Here is a 21811-nt window from a genome sequence, read left to right on the forward strand (position 1 = left end):
TTGAAGCATAATCTTATCGATCCTCGTTTCACTCCGGTCCGATTATGCTTTAAGTTCCGGCAACTGAGAATCGCGAGGAAATCATGTCGCTAAAAGTTGCGGTCCAGATGGACCATATCAGCACGGTCAATATTACAGGTGACACCACTTTCGCTCTGTCGCTTGAAGCGCAGAAGCGTGGTCATGAGCTGTATCATTATACACCGGACCGGCTTTCCATGCGCGATGGCGTTGTTTCGGCTCGCGTCGAAAAGCTGGAAGTGCGCGACATCAAGGGCGATCACTACACGCTGGGCGAACCTGTGCGTCGCGATCTTTCGGAAATGGATGTGGTTCTGCTGCGCCAGGACCCGCCGTTCGATATGAACTACATCACCACAACGCATCTTCTGGAGCGTATCCATCCAAAGACGCTGGTCGTGAACGACCCGGCATGGGTGCGTAACAGCCCGGAAAAGATTTTCGTTACCGAATTCCCGGACCTGATGCCTGAAACGCTGATCACCAAGGACCCGCAGGAGGTTCTGGAGTTCCGCCGCGAGTTTGGCGACATCATTCTGAAGCCGCTTTACGGCAATGGTGGTGCAGGCGTGTTCCATCTGGCCGATGGTGACCGCAACCTGACCTCGCTTCTGGAAATGTTCGGGCAACTGTTCAGGGAGCCATTCATTGCGCAGCGCTATCTCAAGGATGTGCGCGCAGGCGACAAGCGCATTATTCTGATCGATGGCGAGCCGGTCGGTGCAATCAACCGCGTGCCTTCGGAAACCGATGCACGCTCCAACATGCATGTTGGTGGCCGTGCTGAGCAGAGCAAGCTGACTGCACGTGAGCAGGAAATCTGCGCTCGCATCGGTCCTTCGCTCAAAGAGCGCGGCTTCATTCTGGTCGGCATCGATGTGATTGGTGACTACATGACCGAAATCAACGTGACCTCTCCAACTGGTATCCGCGAAATCGAACGTTTCGACGGAACCAACATTGCTGCCCTGTTCTGGGATGCTGTTGAAGCCAAGCGTTGATAAGTCTCCTTGATTGCCCCCACTGAAAATGCTTAAATCCCAAGGTTGTATATGAGCACAATCTCACGTTAGAGGTGTGTAAAATACCGAGTGGGGGCACATGGTCGCGCGAGTAGGAACGGTTGCGTTTCAAGGCATAGAAGCTGTTCCTGTCGATGTGCAGGTGATGGTTGCGCCGGGCAAGATGGGCATGTCGATTGTCGGCCTGCCAGACAAAGCAGTGGCCGAAAGCCGGGAACGGGTGCAGGCCGCACTCCATGCGTCCGGGCTTTCCATGCCGACCAAGCGGGTCACGGTCAATCTGGCTCCTGCTGATCTGCCGAAAGAAGGCTCGCATTACGATTTGCCGATTGCGGTGGGGCTTATGGCAGCAATCGGCGCAATTCCAATAGACGCCATACAATCCTATCTCGTCCTGGGTGAGCTTTCGCTTGATGGTTCCATAACAGCCGTCGCAGGCGTATTGCCTGCCGCTATTGGAGCCAATCGCGAAGACAAGGGCCTGATTTGTCCTTATGCTTGCGGGCCGGAAGCGGCATGGGCAGGGGCCAATGTCGATATTCTTGCGCCACGCAGCCTGATTGCTCTTGCAAACCACTTCCGCGGAACACAGGTGCTGACACCACCTGACCCCTCTATGCGGGTTTCAAGCGAAGTGCTGCCAGACCTTGTCGATATCAAGGGACAGGAGACAGCGAAGCGCGCACTGGAAATTGCGGCTGCCGGAAATCATAATCTGCTGCTGGTCGGGCCGCCGGGATCGGGCAAATCGATGCTTGCGCAGCGGCTTCCATCCATTCTGCCAAAGCTCAGCCCGCGTGAGCTGCTCGATGTTTCAATGATCACATCCATTGCAGGTGAGCTTTCGGGTGGAAAACTATCTGACCGCAGGCCGTTTCGCGCCCCGCACCATTCGGCGTCTATGGCAGCAATGGTTGGAGGCGGGTTACGGGCAAGGCCGGGCGAAGTTTCGCTCGCGCATAATGGCGTGTTGTTTCTCGATGAGTTTCCCGAGTTTTCGCCACAGGTGCTCGATTCTCTCAGGCAACCGCTGGAAACCGGCGAATGCATGATTGCTCGCGTCAATCATCGCACCAGCTATCCGGCGCGCTTTCAGCTGATTGCAGCAATGAACCCCTGTCGTTGCGGCATGGCAGGGGAGCCGGGCCACACATGCGCTCGCGGCCCGCGTTGCCAGAGCGATTATCAGGCACGCATTTCCGGGCCGTTACTCGACCGTATCGATCTGCGAGTAGATATGCCGGCGGTTTCTGCGCTGGACCTCATTCAGCCGTCACAGTCCGAACGAAGCGAAAGCGTCGCCAAACGTGTGGCCCGGGCGCGGGCAATACAAAGTGCGCGCTATGCGGCTCTCGGGCTGGACGCATCCATGACCAATGCTCACTGCTCGGCAAATCTGATTGAGGACGTCGCCCGGCCCGATGCTGCGGGTGTAAAGCTATTGCGTGATGCAAGCGAACAAATGCGGTTTTCTGCACGCGCCTATCATCGCATCTTGAAAGTAGCCCGCACGCTGGCTGATCTCGATGGTGTGGATCAGATCAGCCGGATACATCTCGCAGGCGCGATTTCCTATCGTATGGGTGCCGAGAGACTGTCCTCTGTGGCGTGAAGACCGCGCCACAGAAGCTCTTTCTTTCTCGTTCAGTGTGTCTGAAGAGCCACGGTGCCATTGTTGAGAAAACAGGCCTTGCTGAACAGTGATAAATCAAGCGGATTGGGGAGGCGCACATCGCTGAGATCAGGGCAGACCTTGCTGTCTGCATCGAAGGCACGATCGATCTGGGAGATGCAAAGAATAGTCATCCCCTTCTCCTCCGCAAAAGCTTTCAGCGCTTTTATCTGAACCATCAGTTCCGGTTTCTCACGCTGCTGATCCAGCAATTGCAGATAATCGACGACGATACACGTGCCGCGCGGCTCATTCTGTGACTGTTCGATGATGTAATCCGCGCTGATTGCATCGGATGTGTCGAACAGGAACTGTCTTTGAAAGTCATGTTCGTTGATGCCAAGCATCTCAAATCGCCTTCCGATGTCTTTCCTTGTGTAATCCAGAGAGAAAAACAGGCCGCGGTTCCCCTTTTTCATGGCCTCAATGAGTATGTCGAGGCTGAGCAGCGTCTTGCCGTGACCGGGGCGTGCGCCCACCAGAACCAGATCACCTGGTTGCAGGCGCGCATAAAGCTCTGCCGCTGAGATGGCTTCGTTATGCTTGCGTGTCAGCATATTCCAGTTCTTGAAGCCTTCGCGCGTGGCGATGCGATCCAATGCTGCATGAAGCGGCACATTCTCATCGCGCGACATAAGTTTTGCGCGGCGTTTCAGATGATAAATGGGAGCCGATAATTTCATCAAAACCTCCTATACGAGCTTTGATTGCAATCCCTCCTCATGCTTTCGCTCGAACAGATGGTTCGATGGTTGAAATTCCCGCATGAAAAATGCTTTCCCGATCGGAGGGGGGAGGCGTGGAAGAAGCCAGAATCAGATCATAGCGCAGAACAGGGGGCGGTATGAATAGGTTTTTGCATAACTGGCTTCGCATCAGTGGATTGAATTCGATGTTTCAATCCCGACCGATATCAATGCGGTTTCCGATCGCAAATCTGGAAAATACCAGAATGAACAACAGGCCGGAAAGCGTCTGTCGCTTCCCTGCCTGTTTTTGAAAACTCTTGAGTAAGGCTGGTGTTTACTTCACTGCACCAACGAGCAGGTTGTCCTGGGATTCGATTGTGACCCAGCGGCCGGTATTGTTGGCAGCCTGACGCTTCAAATATGTGTAGTCGGTTTCGTCCCAGCGCAGAACTTCGTCGGTAAGGTTGTCGAGAACGAAATCGCCGCGATCAGTGCGGACGGTCAGAACGGCATGACCTTCACCGTCTGGCTTGCGAACGACAGTGATCAGCAGGTCTGTCATCGGGATGCCAGCCTTGGCAAGCTCACGCTGCTTGAGAAGAACGTAGTCTTCACAATCGCCAACAGTGGTCGGGTAGGCCCAATATTCCTCAACGCCGTAGATTTCCATGTCGGTCATCGGCTTGATGCGTTCATTGACCGAAAGATTGACGGCCTGAATGTTCTGCCAGTTGCTGTTGTTGAGCAGAAGTGTGCGGGTATCACGGCTGACGATGTTGCATTCAGCGGTTTCGCGCTTGCAGAATTCGTAATGACCGATTGGCTGTGAGGTAAGCTTGCCAGTCTGCATATAGGCACCTGATCCGGCCTGTGCGCCGAAGCTTACCATAAGAGCGGCAATGCCGATGCTTGCAGCAGCTATAATCTTCATGCTCGAGCGAACTACGCAAAACATACTCAAAGCCCTTTTCACAGCCCGCACTGGGCATTTATTAACGAAAAGTTAAAGTATGAAACATGGCCGGAGTCAATTGAGACTGCCGTGTCTTCGCCCAACATCTTAATTAATGGTTAACACGGGTATTGTGTAAAATATACATCTATAAATTGTATTTAACGACGTAAAAAACCGCCGCTTTAAGGGCGACGGTTTATAAATTACATATATAAAATATAGGCTTATGAATATTTCTCTGTCAGAGCAACGGGCCTCTATAGCGATGCCTGAACCACGGAGCTCTGCTCACAGAGCTTTTTAAAGCGGCGTGAAACAGACGTTTGTGTGTCCGGCACTGATAAAACCAAGGCGCTGCGCGGCACCCTTTGAAAGATCAAGTACGCGTCCCTTAATGAACGGCCCACGATCATTGATACGGACGATAAGCGACTTGCCGTTTCTCTGATTGGTGACCTTAACCTTGCTGCCCAGCGGCAAAGTGCGATGGGCGGCGGTCATCCCGGCTGGGTTCATGCGTTCGCCCGATGCGGTGCGTGAGGTGAGTGCATACCAGGAAGCACCGCCACAGCGCGCAGCTTGAGCTTCCATTGCGGTGATCGAGAAAAGACCTGTCGTCGCAACGGCGAGCATAGCCATACGGATTTTGAAGTTCATATTGATTCCAAGAGTCGTTTCAGGAAGTCTGGTCAGAAAGTCTGACCGATCATTTCGAGTTATGATGAGAAAGACCTGCGCCAACTGGAATCTAAATGTGGCGATGGCGTGATATTATTGAGAGTATAATGAGATAAATGATTCAGTGAACTGTGCGGAAAATGATCCTATACTATGCGTTGTTTATTTAATAACTCAAGAAAAGATCAGGAATATTTTGGGATGTTTGTCACTGTTGCTGTAAAACTGTTTACGATTCATTAGGATTCTGCGCTTGTCCCTTGCTGACTCATGTTTTGAGGTGGAAAACTCAAGAAAAGCTGCTTTGCAGTCGGTCGCGACGGTGTCGTTGCAGTGCAATTTTTATTTGTATCCCTAGTTTTCGGCCCTATGGGCCAAGTTGACGGAATCCGGCCTTTTTTGGGCAAAACACAACCTTGGGCTGTTTTATGCGCGGTAACGTTTGTTACGCCCATCGTAATGTTTGTTGAAATGTAGCGTGATGACGCCGTTTTGACCGTGCATCGCATGGGTGCAAAAGCCAAAATCCTGCTATAAGCGCTCATCTTAAGAACGGGAAATCATGCAGGATAAAAAACAAAAGGACGATACCGACACGCCGCTTCCGGCCATTTCGGCTGGCAAGCGTGTTCTTTATCTATGCCTTGGCTTCCTCATGCTGGCGCTTGGTATCATTGGCGCCATTCTGCCGGTTATGCCAACGACGATATTTATCATTCTTGCAGCATGGTTTTTCGCGCGCTCATCGCCGAAGTTTGAGGCGCGGCTGCTTGCCGATCCGCGATTTGGCCCGCTTATTATCAAATGGCGCGAACGGGGCGCTATTCCGCCCAAGGCAAAACTATATGCCTGTCTCGGCATGGCATTTGGCTATGGCATGTTCTGGTGGGGCGCTCGTCCGGGTCCTTTGCTTGCTGTCTCGGTCACGATCTTTATGCTCGGTTCCGCAGCTTACGTGCTGTCGCGCCCCAGTGAATAAGACAACATTGCAAACGGGAGCTTTTAATGCCTTTGCCTTCCATCAACCCGCTTATCGGTAAGCTTTCAGCGCCACCCATTCCGGCGGTACAGGCGTGGGCGCGAAATTATGATGGTGCGCATGGTCCTCTGATTGATCTGTCACAGGCCGTTCCCGGTTATCCGCCACATCCTGATATGCTGCGCTTTCTCGGCGAGGCTGCGGGATCTCTCGCGTCAGCTGGCTATGGTCCAATTGAGGGTGAGACTGTTTTGCGTGAGGCCTATGCGAAGCACGTTGGCAAACTCTATGGCGCTGAGATCAAGGCTGGTAATGTCCATATAACATCCGGCTGCAATCAGGCATTCATTGCCGCGATCATGTGTGTTGCTCAAAGCGGCGATACGGTTCTTGCGACCAATCCGTTTTATTTCAATCACCAGTCATCACTGGAGATGCTGGGTATTCGCTCAGCGACTTTTGATTGTCGGGCGGGAAATGGATTTGTCCCGGATATAGAAGATGTGAAGGCTGCCTTGCATGAAGGCGTCCGTGCACTTGTTCTGGTGTCGCCCAACAATCCAACCGGGGCGATTTATCCGCCACAATTGCTTGGCGAAATCTATGCTGCGTGCCGTGACAATGGAACATGGCTGCTGCTGGATGAAACCTATCGTGATTTTCTGAGTGATGCCAATCAGGCTCCGCATGGATTGTTTGCGGAAGCTGACTGGCCGTCTCATCTGATCCAGCTCTATAGTTTCTCTAAATCCTTCTGCATTCCCGGCCATAGACTAGGGGCAATCGTGGCGGGTTCCGACATGGTGGCCAATGTCGCAAAGGTGATGGATAATCTGCAAATCTGCGCGACACGTGCGCCACAGATTGCGGTCAGTCGGGCAATTGAGCCGCTGCAGGCCTGGCGCGATGATAATCGCCAGGAGATTGCGCGCCGCGCGGAAGCTTTGCGTAGCTCCATGAGTGATCTGGCTGGCTGGCATGTTGAGGCGGTCGGTGCCTATTTCGCATTTGTGCGTCATCCTTATGAAGGCGTGTCGTCAGCCGAGGTTGCGGAGAGGCTCGCCAGGTCCATCGGTGTTGTCACGCTGCCAGGCAGTTTTTTCGGAGACGAGCAGGATGCATTTTTGCGTTTTGCTTTCGCCAATGCGGACGTTGCAGGGATCAGGACCATGGCCGCGCGACTGCCGCTTTTAAAACTTTGATAGATCGTGAGCCCGAAAAACCCAGCAAAATGGCGGGCAAAGTCGATTGATACAAAGCTGTAACACTACTGTCATATGACTGTTATATAGAGCGCGTAGACGGCTTGTGACGCTTTCACGTCATGTGTCTTTTACAATAGGGGCTGGTGCTCATGAACAAGATGATTTCCTCGACCGCAGCGCTCGCAATTGCTGCAGTATTGTCGGTTTCCGCTGCGAATGCGCGCGATCAGATTCAGGTTTCCGGTTCCTCGACCGTTCTGCCTTATGCAAAGATCGTTGCAGAAACCTTTGGCGAAACCTATCCGAACTTCAAGACGCCGGTTATTGAATCGGGCGGTTCTGGCGCAGGCATCAAAGAATTCTGCAAAGGCGTTGGTGAAAACACCATCGATATCGCCAATGCATCGCGCGCCATGAAGGATACCGAACTCAAGTCCTGCATTGAAGCAGGCGTGAAGGAAGTTCAGGAAGTCCGCTTCGGCTATGATGGCATCGTGTTTGCAACTGATGCAAATGGTCCGGATTGGAAGCTGGTTCCAGTTGATGTTTACAAGGCTCTTGCTGCCAAGCTCGTCGTAGACGGCAAGCTGGTCGACAATCCAAACACCAAGTGGAATCAGGTCAATGCAGACCTGCCAGATTGGGACATCACTGCCTATATCCCTGGCGAAAAGCACGGAACCCGTGAAGTTTTTGAAGAAAAGCTTCTTGCTGACGGCTGCAAGGAATCGGGCGCTCTTGATGAAATCAAGAAGACCGGTCTCGATGACAAGGCTTCAGCTGCTGCCTGTATCGCTGTTCGTAAAGACGGCAAGGCTGTCGATATCGATGGTGATTACAGCGAAACGCTGGCTCGCATCGACTCCAACAAGCAGGGCGTTGGCGTTTTCGGTCTCTACTTCTTCGAAAACAATGCTGACAAGCTGAAGGTTGCAAGTGTCAGCGGCATCAAGCCATCGGCTGAAACGGTTGCTTCGGGCGAATATCCGGTTTCGCGCCCACTGTTCTTCTACGTGAAGAAGGCTCACCTTGGCGTCATTCCAGGCCTCAAGGAATATGTTGAGTTCTTCCTGTCTGAACAGATGGTCGGCCCGGAAGGCCCGCTTGCTGAATATGGTCTGGTTCCGGCTCCGGATGCAGAACGTGAAGCACAGCGCACTGCCTTCACCGAAGGCAAGCTGATGGAAGCCAAGTAAGCTTTGATCTGTGGAATGTGGGGAGGACTTCTTCCCACATTCTTTCTCTTTTGCGCTGGTCGGATAAGACAGGCGTATTCGCGTGGGAATGGCTGGCTGCAGATACTGCATGAACAGGCTATTTTCACATTTTTTGGGGCAACCGGGGAAATTGAATGTCCTTCTTTCTGGTTCTCGTCAGTGTCGTCGCAATCGGACTGATCGGATTCTTCATAGGTCGACAGCGCGCCGTTGCGATTGACAAGGCTCAGCCTGCTGTCAGTTCAGGCATAGCCACAGAGAAAATGCATTCCCGCCCACTTTATCATGGTTGGTGGGTTTTCCTCGTTTCCGCATTGCCCGCAATTCTGTTTCTCGCGGTCTGGGCGGTTGGTACATCGGTTTATCTCGATCATACGGCAACTGCTCGTATGCCCGCAGCTGTCGAAGACGGCTCTTTTTCGGAGCGCAGCCTGCAGCTTGGTATGATCCGCAGCCTCGCAGGTGGTCTGGACAAGCTGACGCCTGCTGAAATCGACAGTTTTCCGCAAAACTACAAAGAAGCACGCGATCTGCTTGGGTCGAAGGGCGTAGCGCTCGCGACCGAAGGGCAGGACTATATGGTCCCTGTCGCCCTTTTCCTTGAAAAGGCGAACAAGATTTCTCATACGGTCGGTAGCGCAATCGCAATGATTATCGCGATTGCCGGCCTCCTTTTTGGCCTCTCCGGTATCAAACGCCGCACGCGGGCTCGCAACAATGTTGAACGCATTGTGTTGTGGGGGCTGATTGCCGCTTCCGGTATTGCTATTCTGACGACGATCGGGATCGTGTTCTCTGTTCTGTTCCAGACGGTGAGCTTCTTCCAGTCGATCGCTCCGATGGACTTCTTCTTCGGGACTGTCTGGGACCCACGTTTCGCAGCTGCCGGTTCAGGTGGTGAAGTCGGCCAGTTTGGTCTGATCCCGCTTCTCGCCGGTACGCTCTACATTGCTTTGGTTGCAATGCTCTTCGCGGTTCCGGTTGGTCTGTTCTCAGCAATCTACATGGCCGAATATGCGTCACCGCGCGTGCGCACCGTGGTCAAGCCATTGCTTGAGCTTCTGGCTGGCATTCCAACTATTGTCTACGGCTTCTTCGCACTGATAACGGTTGGCCCGTTCCTGCGTGATCTCTCGGCTGCCATTGCTGGCGGTCAGGGCTTCATCATGGCACAGAGCGTGCTCACCGCAGGCCTCGTTATGGGCGTGATGCTGATCCCGTTCGTGTCGTCCCTGTCTGACGATATTATCACATCGGTGCCGCGCTCGCTGCGTGATGGCTCTCTGGGGCTTGGTGCAACGCGCTCGGAAACGATCAAGCGGGTTGTTCTGCCAGCAGCACTTCCCGGCATTGTCGGTGCGCTTCTGATGACAGCGTCACGTGCGATTGGTGAAACCATGATCGTGGTGCTTGCAGCCGGTGTTGCTGCCCGCCTGACGGTCAATCCGTTTGAGGCCATGACCACCATCACGGTCAAGATCGTCAATCAGCTGACGGGTGACCTTGAATTCGACTCGCCGCAGACGCTCGTTGCCTTTGCGCTGGGCATTACCCTCTTCGTCCTGACGCTGATCATGAACATCTTTGCGCTCTACATCGTTCGCAAGTACCGGGAGCAGTACGAATAATGACCGATTCAACTCTGAATGCTGCTGGAAATGCTGTAGCAACGCCCCAGCGCCGCGATATCGGGATCAAGCGTCGCTATGCCGCCGAACGCCGCTTCCGTATCTATGGCATCGTTGCCATTGCGATTGGTGTGTTCTTCCTCTGCGCATTGCTGTTCTCGGTATTCTCCAAGGGCTATACAGCTTTCGGACAGACAACGATCTATCTGCCGGTCAAGCTTGACGAGCAGGTCATCGATCCGGGCAACAAGCGCGCAACCGATCCGAATGTGCTGATCACGGCCAACTATCCGCTTCTGGTTCGCAATGCACTGGCTGAAAAGCTCGGCGTTTCGACGACAGATCGTGCTGAGTTGCGTGAGATTGGCCGTTTTTTCTCGGATGGCGTTCGCGTTCAGCTTCGCAAGATGGTGATGGACAATCCTTCGCTGATCGGCACCACACAGACGGTTCCGGTTCTTGCCGCAGCCGATATCGACTCAGCCTATAAGGGACAGATCGATCTTTCAGTGGCCGAAGCAAACCGCAAGGTTTCTGATCGTCAGGTTGCCTGGATGAAGACGCTGACCGATGAAGGCATGCTGAGTCAGGCCTTCAACTGGGGTCTGTTCACCAATGGCGCTTCCAGCCGCCCGGAAACTTCCGGTCTTGGAGTGGCGCTGGTTGGTTCCTTCTACATGATGCTGATCGTGCTGGTGCTTGCACTGCCTATCGGTGTGGCTGCTTCGATCTATCTTGAAGAATTTGCCAAGAAAAACCGTCTTACCGATCTGATCGAGGTCAACATCAACAATCTGGCTGCGGTGCCGTCGATTGTGTTCGGTCTTCTCGGGCTTGCCGTCTTCATCAACTTCTTCAATCTTCCGCGGTCTGCATCGATTGTCGGTGGTCTGGTGTTGACCCTGATGACGCTTCCGACAATCATCATCGCGACACGTTCTGCCCTTCGCGCTGTACCGCCATCAATCCGTGCGGCAGCTCTCGGGCTCGGCGCTTCGAAAACTCAGATGGTGTTCCACCATGTGCTGCCTCTCGCGGCTCCCGGCATTCTGACCGGTACGATTATCGGGCTTGCTCAGGCGCTTGGTGAAACTGCACCATTGCTTCTGATCGGTATGGTAGCCTTCGTGGCCAATATGCCTGCAACGCCAATGGATCCGGCCACTGCTCTGCCTGTGCAGATTTTCATGTGGGCGAATGAAGCTGAACGTGCCTTTGTAGAACGGACATCAGGCGCTATTATCGTCCTGCTCCTGTTCCTGGCCGTTATGAATATTGCAGCAATTATTCTGCGCCGCCGCTTTGAGCGCCGCTGGTAAACGGGAGAGAAATGATGAATCTCATGACCGAACGATCTCTCGAAAAAGCCGTAGGAGATAAGATGAACACCAACGCCCCCTCCATAAAGATGCGCGGCGACAAGGTCTGCGTCTTCTATGGTGAGAAGCAGGCTCTGTTTGAAGTCGATCTGGAAGTTCCGGAAAAGATGGTGACAGCGCTTATCGGTCCTTCGGGCTGCGGCAAGTCGACATTCCTGCGTTCGCTTAATCGCATGAACGATACGATCGAAGGCTGCCGTATCGTCGGCAACATCACGCTCGACAATGAAGATATTTACGATCCGAAGATCGACGTTGTTGAATTGCGTGCCCGTGTTGGCATGGTGTTCCAGAAGCCAAATCCGTTTCCGAAGTCGATTTTCGAAAACGTCGCCTATGGCCCGCGTATTCACGGTCTGGCACGCAACAAGACCGATCTGGAAGAAGTCGTCGTGACGAGCCTCAAGAAGGCCAGCCTTTTTGAAGAGGTCAAGGATCGTCTTCATGATGCCGGAACCGGTCTTTCCGGCGGTCAGCAGCAGCGTCTGTGCATTGCACGTGCGATTGCAGTCAGCCCGGAAGTCATCCTGATGGATGAGCCGTGCTCGGCGCTTGATCCGATTGCGACTGCAAAGGTTGAAGAGCTGATCGACGAGTTGCGCCAGAACTACACGATCGTAATTGTCACGCACTCCATGCAGCAGGCAGCTCGCGTTTCGCAGCGCACCGCCATGTTCCACCTGGGTAATCTTGTGGAAGTCGGCGATACGGATGTGATGTTCACGGCACCGACCGAAAAGCGCACACAGGACTATATCACCGGTCGCTTTGGCTAAAATAATTGGAGCAGGAGCGGCGGCTAGTTTGAGAAAACAGCTGTCCGGCTTCCCCGCAATTTAATTTGAGGTCTATTATGGCGTCTCAGCATACCGTTACCGCTTACGACGAAGAACTGCAGTTCCTCACGCATAAGATCGCCGAAATGGGTGGTCATGCGGAACGTATGGTCGAGCAGTCCGTTGCAGCGATTGTCAACGCCGACAACGCGCTTGCTCAGCGCGTTATCTCCGACGATCTCATCCTTGATGCAAGCGAGCGTGAGATTGACGACAAGGCCGTTATGATCATTGCGAAGCGTCAGCCAATGGCTGTCGATCTGCGTGAGATCATCGGCTCGATCCGCATCTCCGCTGATCTGGAACGCGTTGGCGATCTTGGCAAAAACATTGCCAAGCGCGTTGCAGCCGTCTCGGAATCGCGTCAGCCGGTCAAGCTCTATCGTGGGCTTGAAACACTGGCCGAACTCGCGCTGACGCAGCTTAAAGACGTGCTCGATGCCTATGCGACCCGCTCGGTACAGCAGATCAATATCGTTCGTGATCGCGATGATGAAATTGACTCGATGTACACCTCGCTGTTCCGCGAGTTGCTTACCTATATGATGGAAGATCCGCGCAACATTTCGGCCTGCACGCATCTTCTGTTCTGTGCCAAGAACATTGAGCGCATTGGCGATCACGCGACCAACATTGCCGAAACAGTCTATTATATCGTGACCGGTCTGCAAATGCCTGCGGAGCGTCCGAAAGAAGACCTGAGCCACGGCATTGTCGTGGACGAGGCGCGTAAATCCTAAGAACATCCGGTGCCGCTATTTGCGGCCCGGAATGTCTGCTTAGTGAATGTCTGCATGAGTAAGAACAGCGCGGCGGCACGCGGTCGATCGGGGGCTTGTATCTTCCGCTGGCCCAAGCGCATCCCGAAAAATGCGAAGCGATTTTTGGATAAGATGCGCGATGAGGAAAAAAGCGTATCCTGAAAAATGCGAAGCGGCTTTCGGTCAGGATACGCGATAAAACAATGAGTTAGAGCGAAATCTGTTTCAATCAGATCGAAACGCGCTCTAAATTTTGGATAGGAAATACTGGATGTCACAGGCACCCAAGATTGCTGTGGTTGAAGACGAAGAAGCCCTGAGCGTGCTCTTGCGCTACAATCTCGAAGCAGAAGGCTATCAGGTCGATGCGATGCTGCGCGGCGATGAAGCCGAAATCACGCTGCGCGAAAACGTACCAGACCTCCTTATTCTGGACTGGATGCTTCCCGGTGTATCGGGAATCGAGCTTTGTCGTCGTCTGCGCCAATGGCCGGAAACCGAACGTCTGCCGATCATCATGCTGACTGCGCGTGGTGAAGAAAGCGAACGTGTCCGGGGCTTGAGCGTCGGTGCTGATGATTATGTCGTAAAGCCTTTTTCGACGCCGGAACTGCTGGCCCGTGTCAAAGCGATGCTGCGTCGCGCCAACCCAAGTGTTCTCTCCCACGTCCTAAAGGTTGGCGATCTGGTGCTCGATCGTCAGCAGCACCGCGTCTATCGCAAGGAAAAGGAAGTCCGTCTCGGACCGACAGAGTTCCGTCTGCTCGAATATTTCATGATGTCACCAGGCCGGGTTTTCTCACGCAGCCAGTTGCTGGATGGTGTCTGGGGACCAGATATTTACGTCGATGACCGCACGGTCGACGTGCATGTCGGACGTTTGCGAAAGGCGATTAATGTCGGTCGTGCGCTCGATCCTATCCGCACGGTGCGCGGTGCAGGTTACTCGTTCGGATAATTAGATCCAGACCTGCAAAATTTTTACTTAGCGGCCCGTTGCTGAAAATGTGACGGGCCGTTCTGCATGAGACGAGCCTGCAATGCGACTCACTTCGAGGCGGTCTGATTCGGAAGTGTGCTTCCATAATGTGCCAAAATGACCAATATCACGCGATGTTACAATAATCGTGACAAAGTTGAAGGACCCGCAAAATCGGGGTCAAAAACAGCATCTGAAAAGCTTAAAAAGACAGCTGCGTAAAATCTTGAAACATCGGTGAAATAAGGCAGTGATATGGCCTGTATTCTGGTGAATTGAATCGCGTTAAATCAATAACTTATAAGATTTGCTAATTTGCATTAAGGATTTGTTAATAAATTTAAGGGGTTTGTGGGGAAAATTCATCTTTGGATTCGGGTTCGATTGACCACTGTTTTGGTGGCTTCGTCATTTTAGGAATTTGACCGTTTGCCTTTTTTTGGCCTAAAAATTCCAAAACCTTGAATGCAATGAGTGACAGCAGAACGTTTGTTTTTTGATTTTCGTTCTATTTGGCTGGAGCGCCAGGCATCTCGATTGGATGCACAAAGGCTGCTCTGTTAGTTCAAATCTGCTGCATAAGTTTTATGCAGTGGCACCACAGCCAGGTTTCAGACGCCTTTTGCGGGGCGGAGGCCGGGTTGGATCAATTAAGGGTCCTAACGATGAGACTGAGCCATTGACGCGCGCTTCTAAGTGGAAACTGCCCGTTATTATCGGGCTTCTGGTTGCTCCATTCGTGGTGACAGGTTGCACGACGACCGGAGGCACACCCAAGACCAAATCCGAAAAGACGGCGGCGGTTAGCCACGTCAAATCAGTCAATGGCGTCAAGACTTTTACCTATACCGCCAGAGACCGTGAATGCCTTGAACGTGCGATGTTTTTTGAATCGAACCGTTCAAGCCCTGATGGCCTGATGGCCGTTGGCACTGTCGTCATGAACCGTCTCGCTTCGGGCAGCTATCCTGATACGATCTGTGGCGTTGTCGGTCAGAAAAACCAGTTTGCACCGGGTGTTTTGAGCCGCAAGATGAATTCCAGGGCGATGCCTGACGTTCAGTCCGCCGCAGATTCTCTGCTCAAGGGCAAGCGCCATCCATCGCTGAAGAACTCTATGTTCTTCCATACAGCTGGCCTCAAATTCCCTTATCGCAACATGCATTACGTGCTGGTTGCGGGCGGTAATTCTTTCTACGAAAAGCGTGGTCGCGACGGTGAACTGCAAAACCCGGTTCCGCAGACGCCATACAATCTGGCTTATGCTTCGACACCACAGTCACCTTCCATGCCGGATGGTCCGTTCTATAACGTAACCGATCAAAAGGATGTGACGGTTCCGCAGGCTCAGCCGAGTGTGCAGGTTGCATTGGCCGAAGCCTCGAAGACGACTGAAGTCCAGCAGAATGAAGGTGCCGGACCACAGGCACGCGGCGCACGTCTGGTTGCCTTGCCTGTCAAGGCAACAGAAAAGCAGGCCTTGACGCAAGTGGCAGCCTATCAGCCGGCTTTCGATGAAACGGCTCCCGCTGTGCAGAACGTATCTCTGGGATATACCGCCGATAAGAAACATGTGGACGCTATCGGCGCGATGCTTCTTTCACAGGAACGCCCGGAATCGCCACTTTAGTGCTCGACTGAAGCGCCAACCGAATGGCTTAAAAAAAGCGCCCTTAAAGGGCGCTTTTTTATGGCTTGGTTTGCTCGTTACTTGGCTTGTTCGTTATTTGGCTTGAACTGGTACCGGGCGATAGACCGGCTGATAGATTACCATCGGTGTGTCGTAGAAATCGGCGCGGTTCTGCCAGGCGCGGCGATCTGCGCGACGGTCGAGATCGAGCTGCAACAGGCAGTTGGAAAACGCATCGGATTTTTGCTTGAAACCATAGCTGCGGCAGGTCTGTTCATCTGCGGCGCGGCGCTGTTCCGGTGTCATGGTTTGACAACCGGCCAGAAAGCCCGCCAGACCAAGGATAATAAGCACGCTTTTCTTCATAGCTGTTGCTCTCGTTACATAAAAATTTTCAATCGACCGCGTAAACAATATACCGCAGTGGCGTGAAAAAGCGTGGTGAAATTAAGTCATCTGATAAACTGCCGCTGATTCTTTCAAACACGAGGCTTGCAGCCATATGGCACATGACAATAACGCTCCCGTCATCGATCCGGTAAAACTCGAAAGTCTGGCCGAAGTGGCCGTACGCGTCGGGCTGCAATTGCGTGAAGGGCAAGACCTTGTCATCACGGCCCCTGTCGTTGCTCTGCCGCTTGTGCGCCTGATTGCAAAGCATGCCTATAAGGCAGGTGCCGGACTTGTAACGCCGTTCTTCTCCGATGATGCAATTGCGCTGGCGCGTTATGAAAATGCGAGCGACGAAAGCTTTGATCGTGCGGCCAGCTGGCTCTATGAGGGCATGGCAAAGGCTTATGCGAATGGTGCGGCGCGACTGGCGATTGCAGCGGACAATCCGATGTTGTTGTCTTCTCAGGATCCGGCAAAGGTTTCGCGTGCTAATCGCGCCAATTCCAAGGCTTATCAGCCCGCTCTCGAAAAGATTGCGGGTTTCGACATCAACTGGAATATCATTTCCTATCCCAACCCGGAATGGGCCAGGCTGATGTTCCCGAACGATGCGGAAGATACCGCGACCCGCAAGCTTGCCGATGCAATCTTCGCTGCGTCGCGCGTCGATGTGGCCGATCCGGTCGGTGCATGGGCAGCCCATAATGCAGCATTGCGCACCCGCACCCGTTTCCTGAACGGCAAGGCCTATAGCGCCTTGCATTTCAAGGGACCGGGCACTGATCTGACAGTTGGTCTGGCAGACGGTCATGAATGGCATGGTGGTGCCTCAACAGCCAAGAATGGCATTACCTGCAATCCGAATATTCCAACCGAGGAAGTATTCACCACACCGCATGCGCTGCGCGTGGATGGCCATGTGTCGAGCACCAAGCCACTATCGCATCAGGGAACCCTGATCGATGATATCTCAGTCCGGTTTGAAGGCGGACGTATTGTCGAAGCCAAGGCGAGCCGTGGTGAGGAAGTTCTGAACAAAGTGCTGGATACGGACGAAGGCGCACGTCGTCTGGGTGAAGTGGCGCTGGTGCCGCATTCCTCTCCGATCTCACAGAGCGGACTGTTGTTCTATAACACGCTGTTTGATGAAAATGCTGCGAGCCACATCGCGCTCGGACAGTGCTATTCAAAGTGTTTCATCGACGGTGCGAAACTTACGCCTGAACAGATCGCAGCGCAGGGTGGCAATTCAAGCCTCATCCATATCGACTGGATGATCGGCTCTGACAAAATCGATGTTGATGGCATCAATGCCGATGGTAGCCGCGAGCCTGTGATGCGCCGCGGCGAATGGACAAGTTAAGCATCGCAAATAGCAAAAAGGCCGGGAAATTTCCCGGCCTTTTTCATTGATAATTGTTCAGAGCACCAAAGTCAGTTTTTTTCCTGAACATGGGCTTCGAGGAACCACAAAGCCTTGTCGAGACTGCGCGATGCGGCGGTGAAAATATCCGCGGTGGCGTCGTCGCCAGCGTCATCGGCATCCTTGATCGACTTGCGCACAAGATTGGCGACATCGCCGTAGCGTTCGATCAGCGCTGCAAGGTGATCGTGAACGGCATAGATATCCGTTGGATAGGCCTTGAGCTTCGATTCCTTGGCAACAACCTGCGTCGTGCCGTAGGCGGTCCCGCCTAACTGCACTGCACGTTCTGCGATCGTATCGACATGATCGTCGAGGTCGGTACGGAATGTATCCAGCATTTCATGCACGGCGATAAACTGTGGCCCCTTGAGGTTCCAGTGCGCCTGCTTGGTGATGAGGGCAAGGTCGATGGTCGCTGCCAGATTTTCATTCAGCAATGCGATCATCGTGGTCTTGGTATTGGAGGGAAGATCGTTGCGGGTTGCATGCATCGACTTCTTGGACATTTTATCCTCATATCCTTTGCACGATCCGGCTGTGTATCAGCGATTGGGACATCGCTGAGGGAAAACAGATTTGTTTTTCTGAAACCCGCCCCGCCAGATCTCAATAAAAGGCCGGTTTCGGGATACGGTAATTGATAACCGCCCCGCATCCAGCACAGAAACGCTTTGCATGGGTTTTGGTTCCCTGAGCAGCTTGTAAATTTCACTCGTTTTATGTGTTTTGCTTGTCGCGGGACGATTTCTGATTTACCCGATGGCTTATGAAGATACTTGCCCTCGATACCGCCTCTTCCTGGTGTGCTGCCGCAGTTTATGATTCTGGCTGCGATTTGGGCCACGATTCTGGTTGCGACTTGGGCCACGATTCGGGCACAGCTGCCGTTCTTGCTGAAGTCAGCGAGAATATCGGCAAGGGTCATGCTGAAGTCCTGATGGACTATATCGAACGGGTCATGACACAATCCGGAATTGCCATGTCCGATCTGGACCGCGTGGCGGTGAATGTCGGCCCCGGTTCCTTTACCGGCGTGCGGATTGGCGTGTCGGCTGCGCGTGGCTTTGCACTGGCGCTTGACCGGCCGGCGATCGGTATCAGTGCTTTTGATGCGCTTGCATCCGAGGTGGCGATCAGTCATCCGGGGCAGCCTGTGCTGGTTCTTCTTGAAGCGCATCGCGGCGAAATTTATGCGCAAGCCTTTGGCGCTGATGGTATCGCACAGAGCAATCCCATGGTGGTGTCTCGCGATGAAGCGCTGGCACTGGCGCAACAGCAGGCCGATGGCACAGTACTTGCCGGTTCGGCTGCCGCTTCATTGAATGAGATGCTGGCCGGAACATTCAGCGTTGCACGGGTCGAGCCGACAGGGTTCATCAGTACTTATGCAAAGCTCGCATCCATGAGAGAACCGGGTGAAGCGCCGAAGCCGCTTTATATGCGTGGACCGGATGTGAAGCCACAGACCGGCTTTGCACTGCCGCGTAAGGCAAACGGAGAATAGCGTCATGATGAGCTTTGTGCTTGGACGCTTTGGCCGCAGACCTGTTTCGATTGAGCTTCTTGGCGCGCAGGACAGCGGAGAAATTCAGCGCATTCATGCGCATGCCTTCCACCATGGCTGGAGTTCGGATGATTTTCGCTCGCTGATCGCGCAGGATACGGTTTTCGGTTTTGTGGCTCGTCCTGAAGGCAAGCCCGGAACGGCATGCGGTTTCGTGCTGGCACGTCTGGTTGCTGGCGAGGCTGAAATTCTCACTATTGCGGTTTCCAACGAGGTGCGTAAGCAAGGCGTGGGCCGGTCTTTGATGGATGCCGTTTTACGCCATCTCTATCAGGAACGCGCCGAAACGCTGTTCCTGGAGGTCGATGAGGCAAATGTGGCGGCTCTCGCCCTTTATCGTCGCATGGGTTTCAACAAGGTTGGTGACAGACCTGCCTATTATGAAACGGCGAATGGTCGTTCAGCTGCATTCATTCTGCGTCGCGATCTGGTGAGGCCACAATGATTGGTGCGATCCGCATCGTTCTGGTCGTGGCAGCGATGGTGACGCTGAGCCTGTCACTCATTCCGGTGCAATATGTGTTTCTGAAACTGAAAAACACATGGAAGCGGCGGCTGCCCAATTTCTTCCATCGCATCGTCGCGCGACTGTTTGGTTTCCGCATCACAATCGTCGGAGATATGCCAGAAGGCCGACCGCTGTTGTTAGTCTCCAATCACACTTCCTGGAGCGATATTATTGTTTTGTCGGCCACAGGTCAGGTGTCTTTCATTGCAAAGTCGGAAGTCAGAAGCTGGCCGGTCTTTGGCTTCTTTGCCATTTTGCAGCGTACAGTTTTCGTGGAACGTGAAAGACGCGGCAAGACCGGCGAGCAGACCTCCGACATTGCAAAGCGCCTTGCAGATGGCGATGCCATGGTTCTGTTTCCCGAAGGAACGACATCCGATGGCAATCGAGTGCTGCCGTTCAAGACAGCGCTTTTTGGCGCAGCACATGCGGCGATCCGTGAAGCAGGTGTGCCTGAAGTGATCGTGCAGCCGGTGGCGGTTGCCTATACCGGCGTGCACGGAATGGCGATGGGACGCTATCACCGTCCGATTGCCTCATGGCCGGGCGATGTACAATTGATGCCGCATCTCAAAGGCATTTTACGGGAAGGCGCTATCGATGTCGAAGTGCGCTTTGGCGAGCCGATTGTCGTGACTGCTGAAACCGATCGCAAGGCGCTTGCCCGCACCATGGAAAACCGGGTGAGGGCGCTGTTGCAAAGTGCGCTTCTTGGGCGCGAAATCGCGGAAGATTGAGACACGGTAAGTTTGTCGCCTTCCAAAGTGGTGATAAAAACTGTAGATAGCCGCGCATGAGCGAAAATGTGACCGATATTGAGACAGCACCGGAAGGCAGCAACACACGTAAGGTCTTTGTGAAGACTTATGGCTGCCAGATGAACGTCTATGACAGTCAGCGCATGGCGGACAGCCTTGCGCAAGAAGGCTATGTCACGACTGACAGCCCCGATGATGCCGATCTGGTTCTGCTCAACACCTGTCATATTCGCGAAAAGGCATCGGAAAAGCTTTATTCAGCGCTGGGTCGCCTGCGCAAGATGCAGGATAAACGCGGGCCAAACGGCAAGGAATTGACCATTGGTGTCGCCGGTTGTGTGGCACAGGCCGAGGGTCAGGAAATTCTGCGTCGAGCGCCGAATGTCAATCTGGTTATCGGGCCGCAGACCTATCACCGTCTGCCTGACGCACTGGCACGTGTGCGGGGTGGCGAAAAGGTCGTAGAAACCGAATACGCCATTGAAGACAAATTCGCGCATCTGCCTGCACCAAAGCGCGAGGAAACGCGCAAGCGGGGTGTTTCGGCATTCCTCACCGTTCAGGAAGGTTGTGACAAGTTCTGCACTTTCTGTGTGGTGCCTTACACACGTGGCTCTGAAGTCTCGCGCAGCGTTGCGCAGATCGTGGCTGAGGCCGAGCGTCTTGCTGATAGTGGCGTGCGCGAGCTGACCCTTCTGGGCCAGAACGTCAATGCATGGCACGGCGCGGGCGATGACGGTCGCGAATGGGGTCTTGGCGAATTGCTGTTCCGCCTTGCACGCATTCCCGGTGTGGCACGTCTGCGTTACACGACCAGCCATCCGCGCGACATGGATGATACGCTGATTGCTGCGCACCGCGATCTGCGACAGCTGATGCCTTATCTGCATCTGCCTGTTCAGGCTGGGTCGGATCGTATTCTCAAGGCCATGAACCGCCGTCACAAGGCTGATGAATATATCCGTCTGGTCGAGCGTATCCGCGAAGTGCGTCCTGATATGGCGCTTTCAGGCGATTTTATCGTCGGTTTTCCGGGCGAAACCGATCAGGATTTTGAAGATACAATGCGGCTCGTACGCGAGGTGCATTACGCGCAGGCCTATTCGTTCAAATATTCTCCGCGTCCCGGGACACCCGGTGCTGATCTTCCCGATCATGTGGAAGAGTCGGTCAAGGATGAGCGTTTGCAACGCCTTCAGGCGCTGCTTTCCGAGCAGCAATATGCGTTTCAGGATTCGCTCGTCGGTCGTGAAATGGATGTGCTTCTGGAAAAGAAAGGCCGCTTTGATCGTCAGATGGTTGGTCGCTCGCCATGGCTGCTGCCTGCCATTGTCGATGACAATGAGGATGCGGTCGGCGAGATCATTCGTGTGAAAATTACGGGGACTGGCACAAATAGTCTTATTGCGCAAAAGCTTGCGTGAGAGCATGATACAGGCAGGCAGTAGTCGCGGTGAGTGAGTCTTTTACCGAACGTTCTGCCGGAACTGCGATTGCAATGCGTGAACCTT

General features: G+C 53.6%; 21 protein-coding genes. 16 read left to right on the forward strand and 5 right to left on the reverse strand.

What is annotated here, in order from left to right:
* Positions 1–83: 83 nt before the first annotated feature.
* Both gshB and CEV32_RS18450 read left to right on the forward strand, forming a co-directional pair.
* Positions 84–1022 carry a glutathione synthase gene (gene gshB, locus CEV32_RS18445; RefSeq protein ID WP_094578575.1) on the forward strand — a complete coding sequence of 313 codons (939 nt, stop codon included), beginning with the start codon at positions 84–86 and terminating at the stop codon, positions 1020–1022.
* 100 nt (positions 1023–1122) lie between these two features.
* Complete coding sequence (locus CEV32_RS18450) at positions 1123–2655, forward strand: YifB family Mg chelatase-like AAA ATPase (protein ID WP_094578576.1); 1533 nt, start codon at positions 1123–1125, stop codon at positions 2653–2655.
* 32 nt (positions 2656–2687) lie between these two features.
* Here CEV32_RS18450 and CEV32_RS18455 read toward each other — a convergent pair whose 3' ends face one another.
* From CEV32_RS18455 to CEV32_RS18465, 3 genes are all read right to left on the reverse strand, one after another.
* The gene (locus tag CEV32_RS18455) at positions 2688–3398 is read right to left on the reverse strand and encodes a DNA helicase (protein WP_094578577.1); all 711 of its coding nucleotides are present in this window, start codon (positions 3396–3398) and stop codon (positions 2688–2690) included.
* A gap of 340 nt (positions 3399–3738) precedes the next feature.
* On the reverse strand, positions 3739–4359 hold the full coding sequence (locus tag CEV32_RS18460; protein WP_094578578.1) for a transglutaminase-like cysteine peptidase: 621 nt from the start codon (positions 4357–4359) through the stop codon (positions 3739–3741).
* Positions 4360–4659: 300 nt separating this feature from the next.
* Positions 4660–5016, reverse strand: coding sequence for a septal ring lytic transglycosylase RlpA family protein (locus CEV32_RS18465; protein WP_094578579.1), 357 nt, complete (start codon positions 5014–5016; stop codon positions 4660–4662).
* Between the two features lie 583 nt (positions 5017–5599).
* Here CEV32_RS18465 and CEV32_RS18470 point away from each other — a divergent pair.
* The 9 genes from CEV32_RS18470 to CEV32_RS18510 all read left to right on the forward strand — a co-directional run bounded on the left by CEV32_RS18470 (position 5600) and on the right by CEV32_RS18510 (position 15651).
* Positions 5600–6016: a YbaN family protein gene (locus tag CEV32_RS18470; protein ID WP_094578580.1), complete on the forward strand. Its 417-nt coding sequence runs from the start codon at positions 5600–5602 to the stop codon at positions 6014–6016.
* A gap of 32 nt (positions 6017–6048) precedes the next feature.
* A complete protein-coding gene (locus CEV32_RS18475) occupies positions 6049–7218 on the forward strand; it encodes an aminotransferase (protein WP_167382836.1) in 1170 nt (389 codons plus the stop codon).
* A 152-nt stretch (positions 7219–7370) separates the two neighbouring features.
* Entirely contained in the window at positions 7371–8417 is a 1047-nt protein-coding gene (locus CEV32_RS18480; RefSeq protein ID WP_094578582.1) for a PstS family phosphate ABC transporter substrate-binding protein, read from the forward strand.
* 155 nt (positions 8418–8572) lie between these two features.
* Positions 8573–10066, forward strand: coding sequence for a phosphate ABC transporter permease subunit PstC (pstC, locus tag CEV32_RS18485; protein WP_094578583.1), 1494 nt, complete (start codon positions 8573–8575; stop codon positions 10064–10066).
* Positions 10066–11385, forward strand: coding sequence for a phosphate ABC transporter permease PstA (pstA, locus tag CEV32_RS18490; RefSeq protein WP_094578584.1), 1320 nt, complete (start codon positions 10066–10068; stop codon positions 11383–11385). The genes pstC and pstA overlap by 1 nt, the downstream gene beginning before the upstream one ends.
* A 62-nt stretch (positions 11386–11447) precedes the next feature.
* On the forward strand, positions 11448–12221 hold the full coding sequence (gene pstB / locus CEV32_RS18495; RefSeq protein WP_235818859.1) for a phosphate ABC transporter ATP-binding protein PstB: 774 nt from the start codon (positions 11448–11450) through the stop codon (positions 12219–12221).
* Between the two features lie 77 nt (positions 12222–12298).
* On the forward strand, positions 12299–13021 hold the full coding sequence (gene phoU / locus CEV32_RS18500) for a phosphate signaling complex protein PhoU (RefSeq protein WP_094578586.1): 723 nt from the start codon (positions 12299–12301) through the stop codon (positions 13019–13021).
* Between the two features lie 292 nt (positions 13022–13313).
* Positions 13314–14000: a phosphate regulon transcriptional regulator PhoB gene (gene phoB / locus CEV32_RS18505; RefSeq protein WP_024898358.1), complete on the forward strand. Its 687-nt coding sequence runs from the start codon at positions 13314–13316 to the stop codon at positions 13998–14000.
* Positions 14001–14700: 700 nt separating this feature from the next.
* Positions 14701–15651, forward strand: coding sequence for a cell wall hydrolase (locus CEV32_RS18510; protein ID WP_094579160.1), 951 nt, complete (start codon positions 14701–14703; stop codon positions 15649–15651).
* Positions 15652–15744: 93 nt separating this feature from the next.
* Here the strand turns inward: CEV32_RS18510 and CEV32_RS18515 are convergent, their stop codons facing one another.
* Positions 15745–16017: a hypothetical protein gene (locus tag CEV32_RS18515; RefSeq protein ID WP_094578587.1), complete on the reverse strand. Its 273-nt coding sequence runs from the start codon at positions 16015–16017 to the stop codon at positions 15745–15747.
* Between the two features lie 136 nt (positions 16018–16153).
* Between CEV32_RS18515 and CEV32_RS18520 the strand changes: the two genes are divergently transcribed.
* Positions 16154–17407, forward strand: a complete 1254-nt coding sequence (locus CEV32_RS18520) for an aminopeptidase (protein ID WP_094578588.1) — start codon at positions 16154–16156, stop codon at positions 17405–17407.
* A 71-nt stretch (positions 17408–17478) separates the two neighbouring features.
* On the opposite strand, the gene dps is transcribed toward CEV32_RS18520, so the two are convergent.
* The gene (gene dps, locus CEV32_RS18525; protein WP_094578589.1) at positions 17479–17976 is read right to left on the reverse strand and encodes a DNA starvation/stationary phase protection protein Dps; all 498 of its coding nucleotides are present in this window, start codon (positions 17974–17976) and stop codon (positions 17479–17481) included.
* 260 nt (positions 17977–18236) lie between these two features.
* Between dps and tsaB the strand changes: the two genes are divergently transcribed.
* The 4 genes from tsaB to miaB are packed head-to-tail and all read left to right on the forward strand — an operon-like array spanning position 18237 to position 21724.
* Positions 18237–18974: a tRNA (adenosine(37)-N6)-threonylcarbamoyltransferase complex dimerization subunit type 1 TsaB gene (gene tsaB, locus CEV32_RS18530; RefSeq protein WP_094578590.1), complete on the forward strand. Its 738-nt coding sequence runs from the start codon at positions 18237–18239 to the stop codon at positions 18972–18974.
* A gap of 4 nt (positions 18975–18978) precedes the next feature.
* Positions 18979–19479, forward strand: a complete 501-nt coding sequence (gene rimI / locus CEV32_RS18535) for a ribosomal protein S18-alanine N-acetyltransferase (protein WP_094578591.1) — start codon at positions 18979–18981, stop codon at positions 19477–19479.
* Complete coding sequence (locus tag CEV32_RS18540; RefSeq protein ID WP_094578592.1) at positions 19476–20279, forward strand: lysophospholipid acyltransferase family protein; 804 nt, start codon at positions 19476–19478, stop codon at positions 20277–20279. Before rimI ends, CEV32_RS18540 begins: the two co-directional genes overlap by 4 nt.
* Before the next feature lie 56 nt (positions 20280–20335).
* On the forward strand, positions 20336–21724 hold the full coding sequence (miaB, locus tag CEV32_RS18545) for a tRNA (N6-isopentenyl adenosine(37)-C2)-methylthiotransferase MiaB (protein ID WP_094578593.1): 1389 nt from the start codon (positions 20336–20338) through the stop codon (positions 21722–21724).
* Positions 21725–21811 lie beyond the last annotated feature (87 nt).

Origin of the sequence: Brucella rhizosphaerae, from assembly GCF_002252475.1 — a bacterium.
Classification (GTDB): Bacteria; Pseudomonadota; Alphaproteobacteria; order Rhizobiales; family Rhizobiaceae; genus Brucella; species Brucella rhizosphaerae.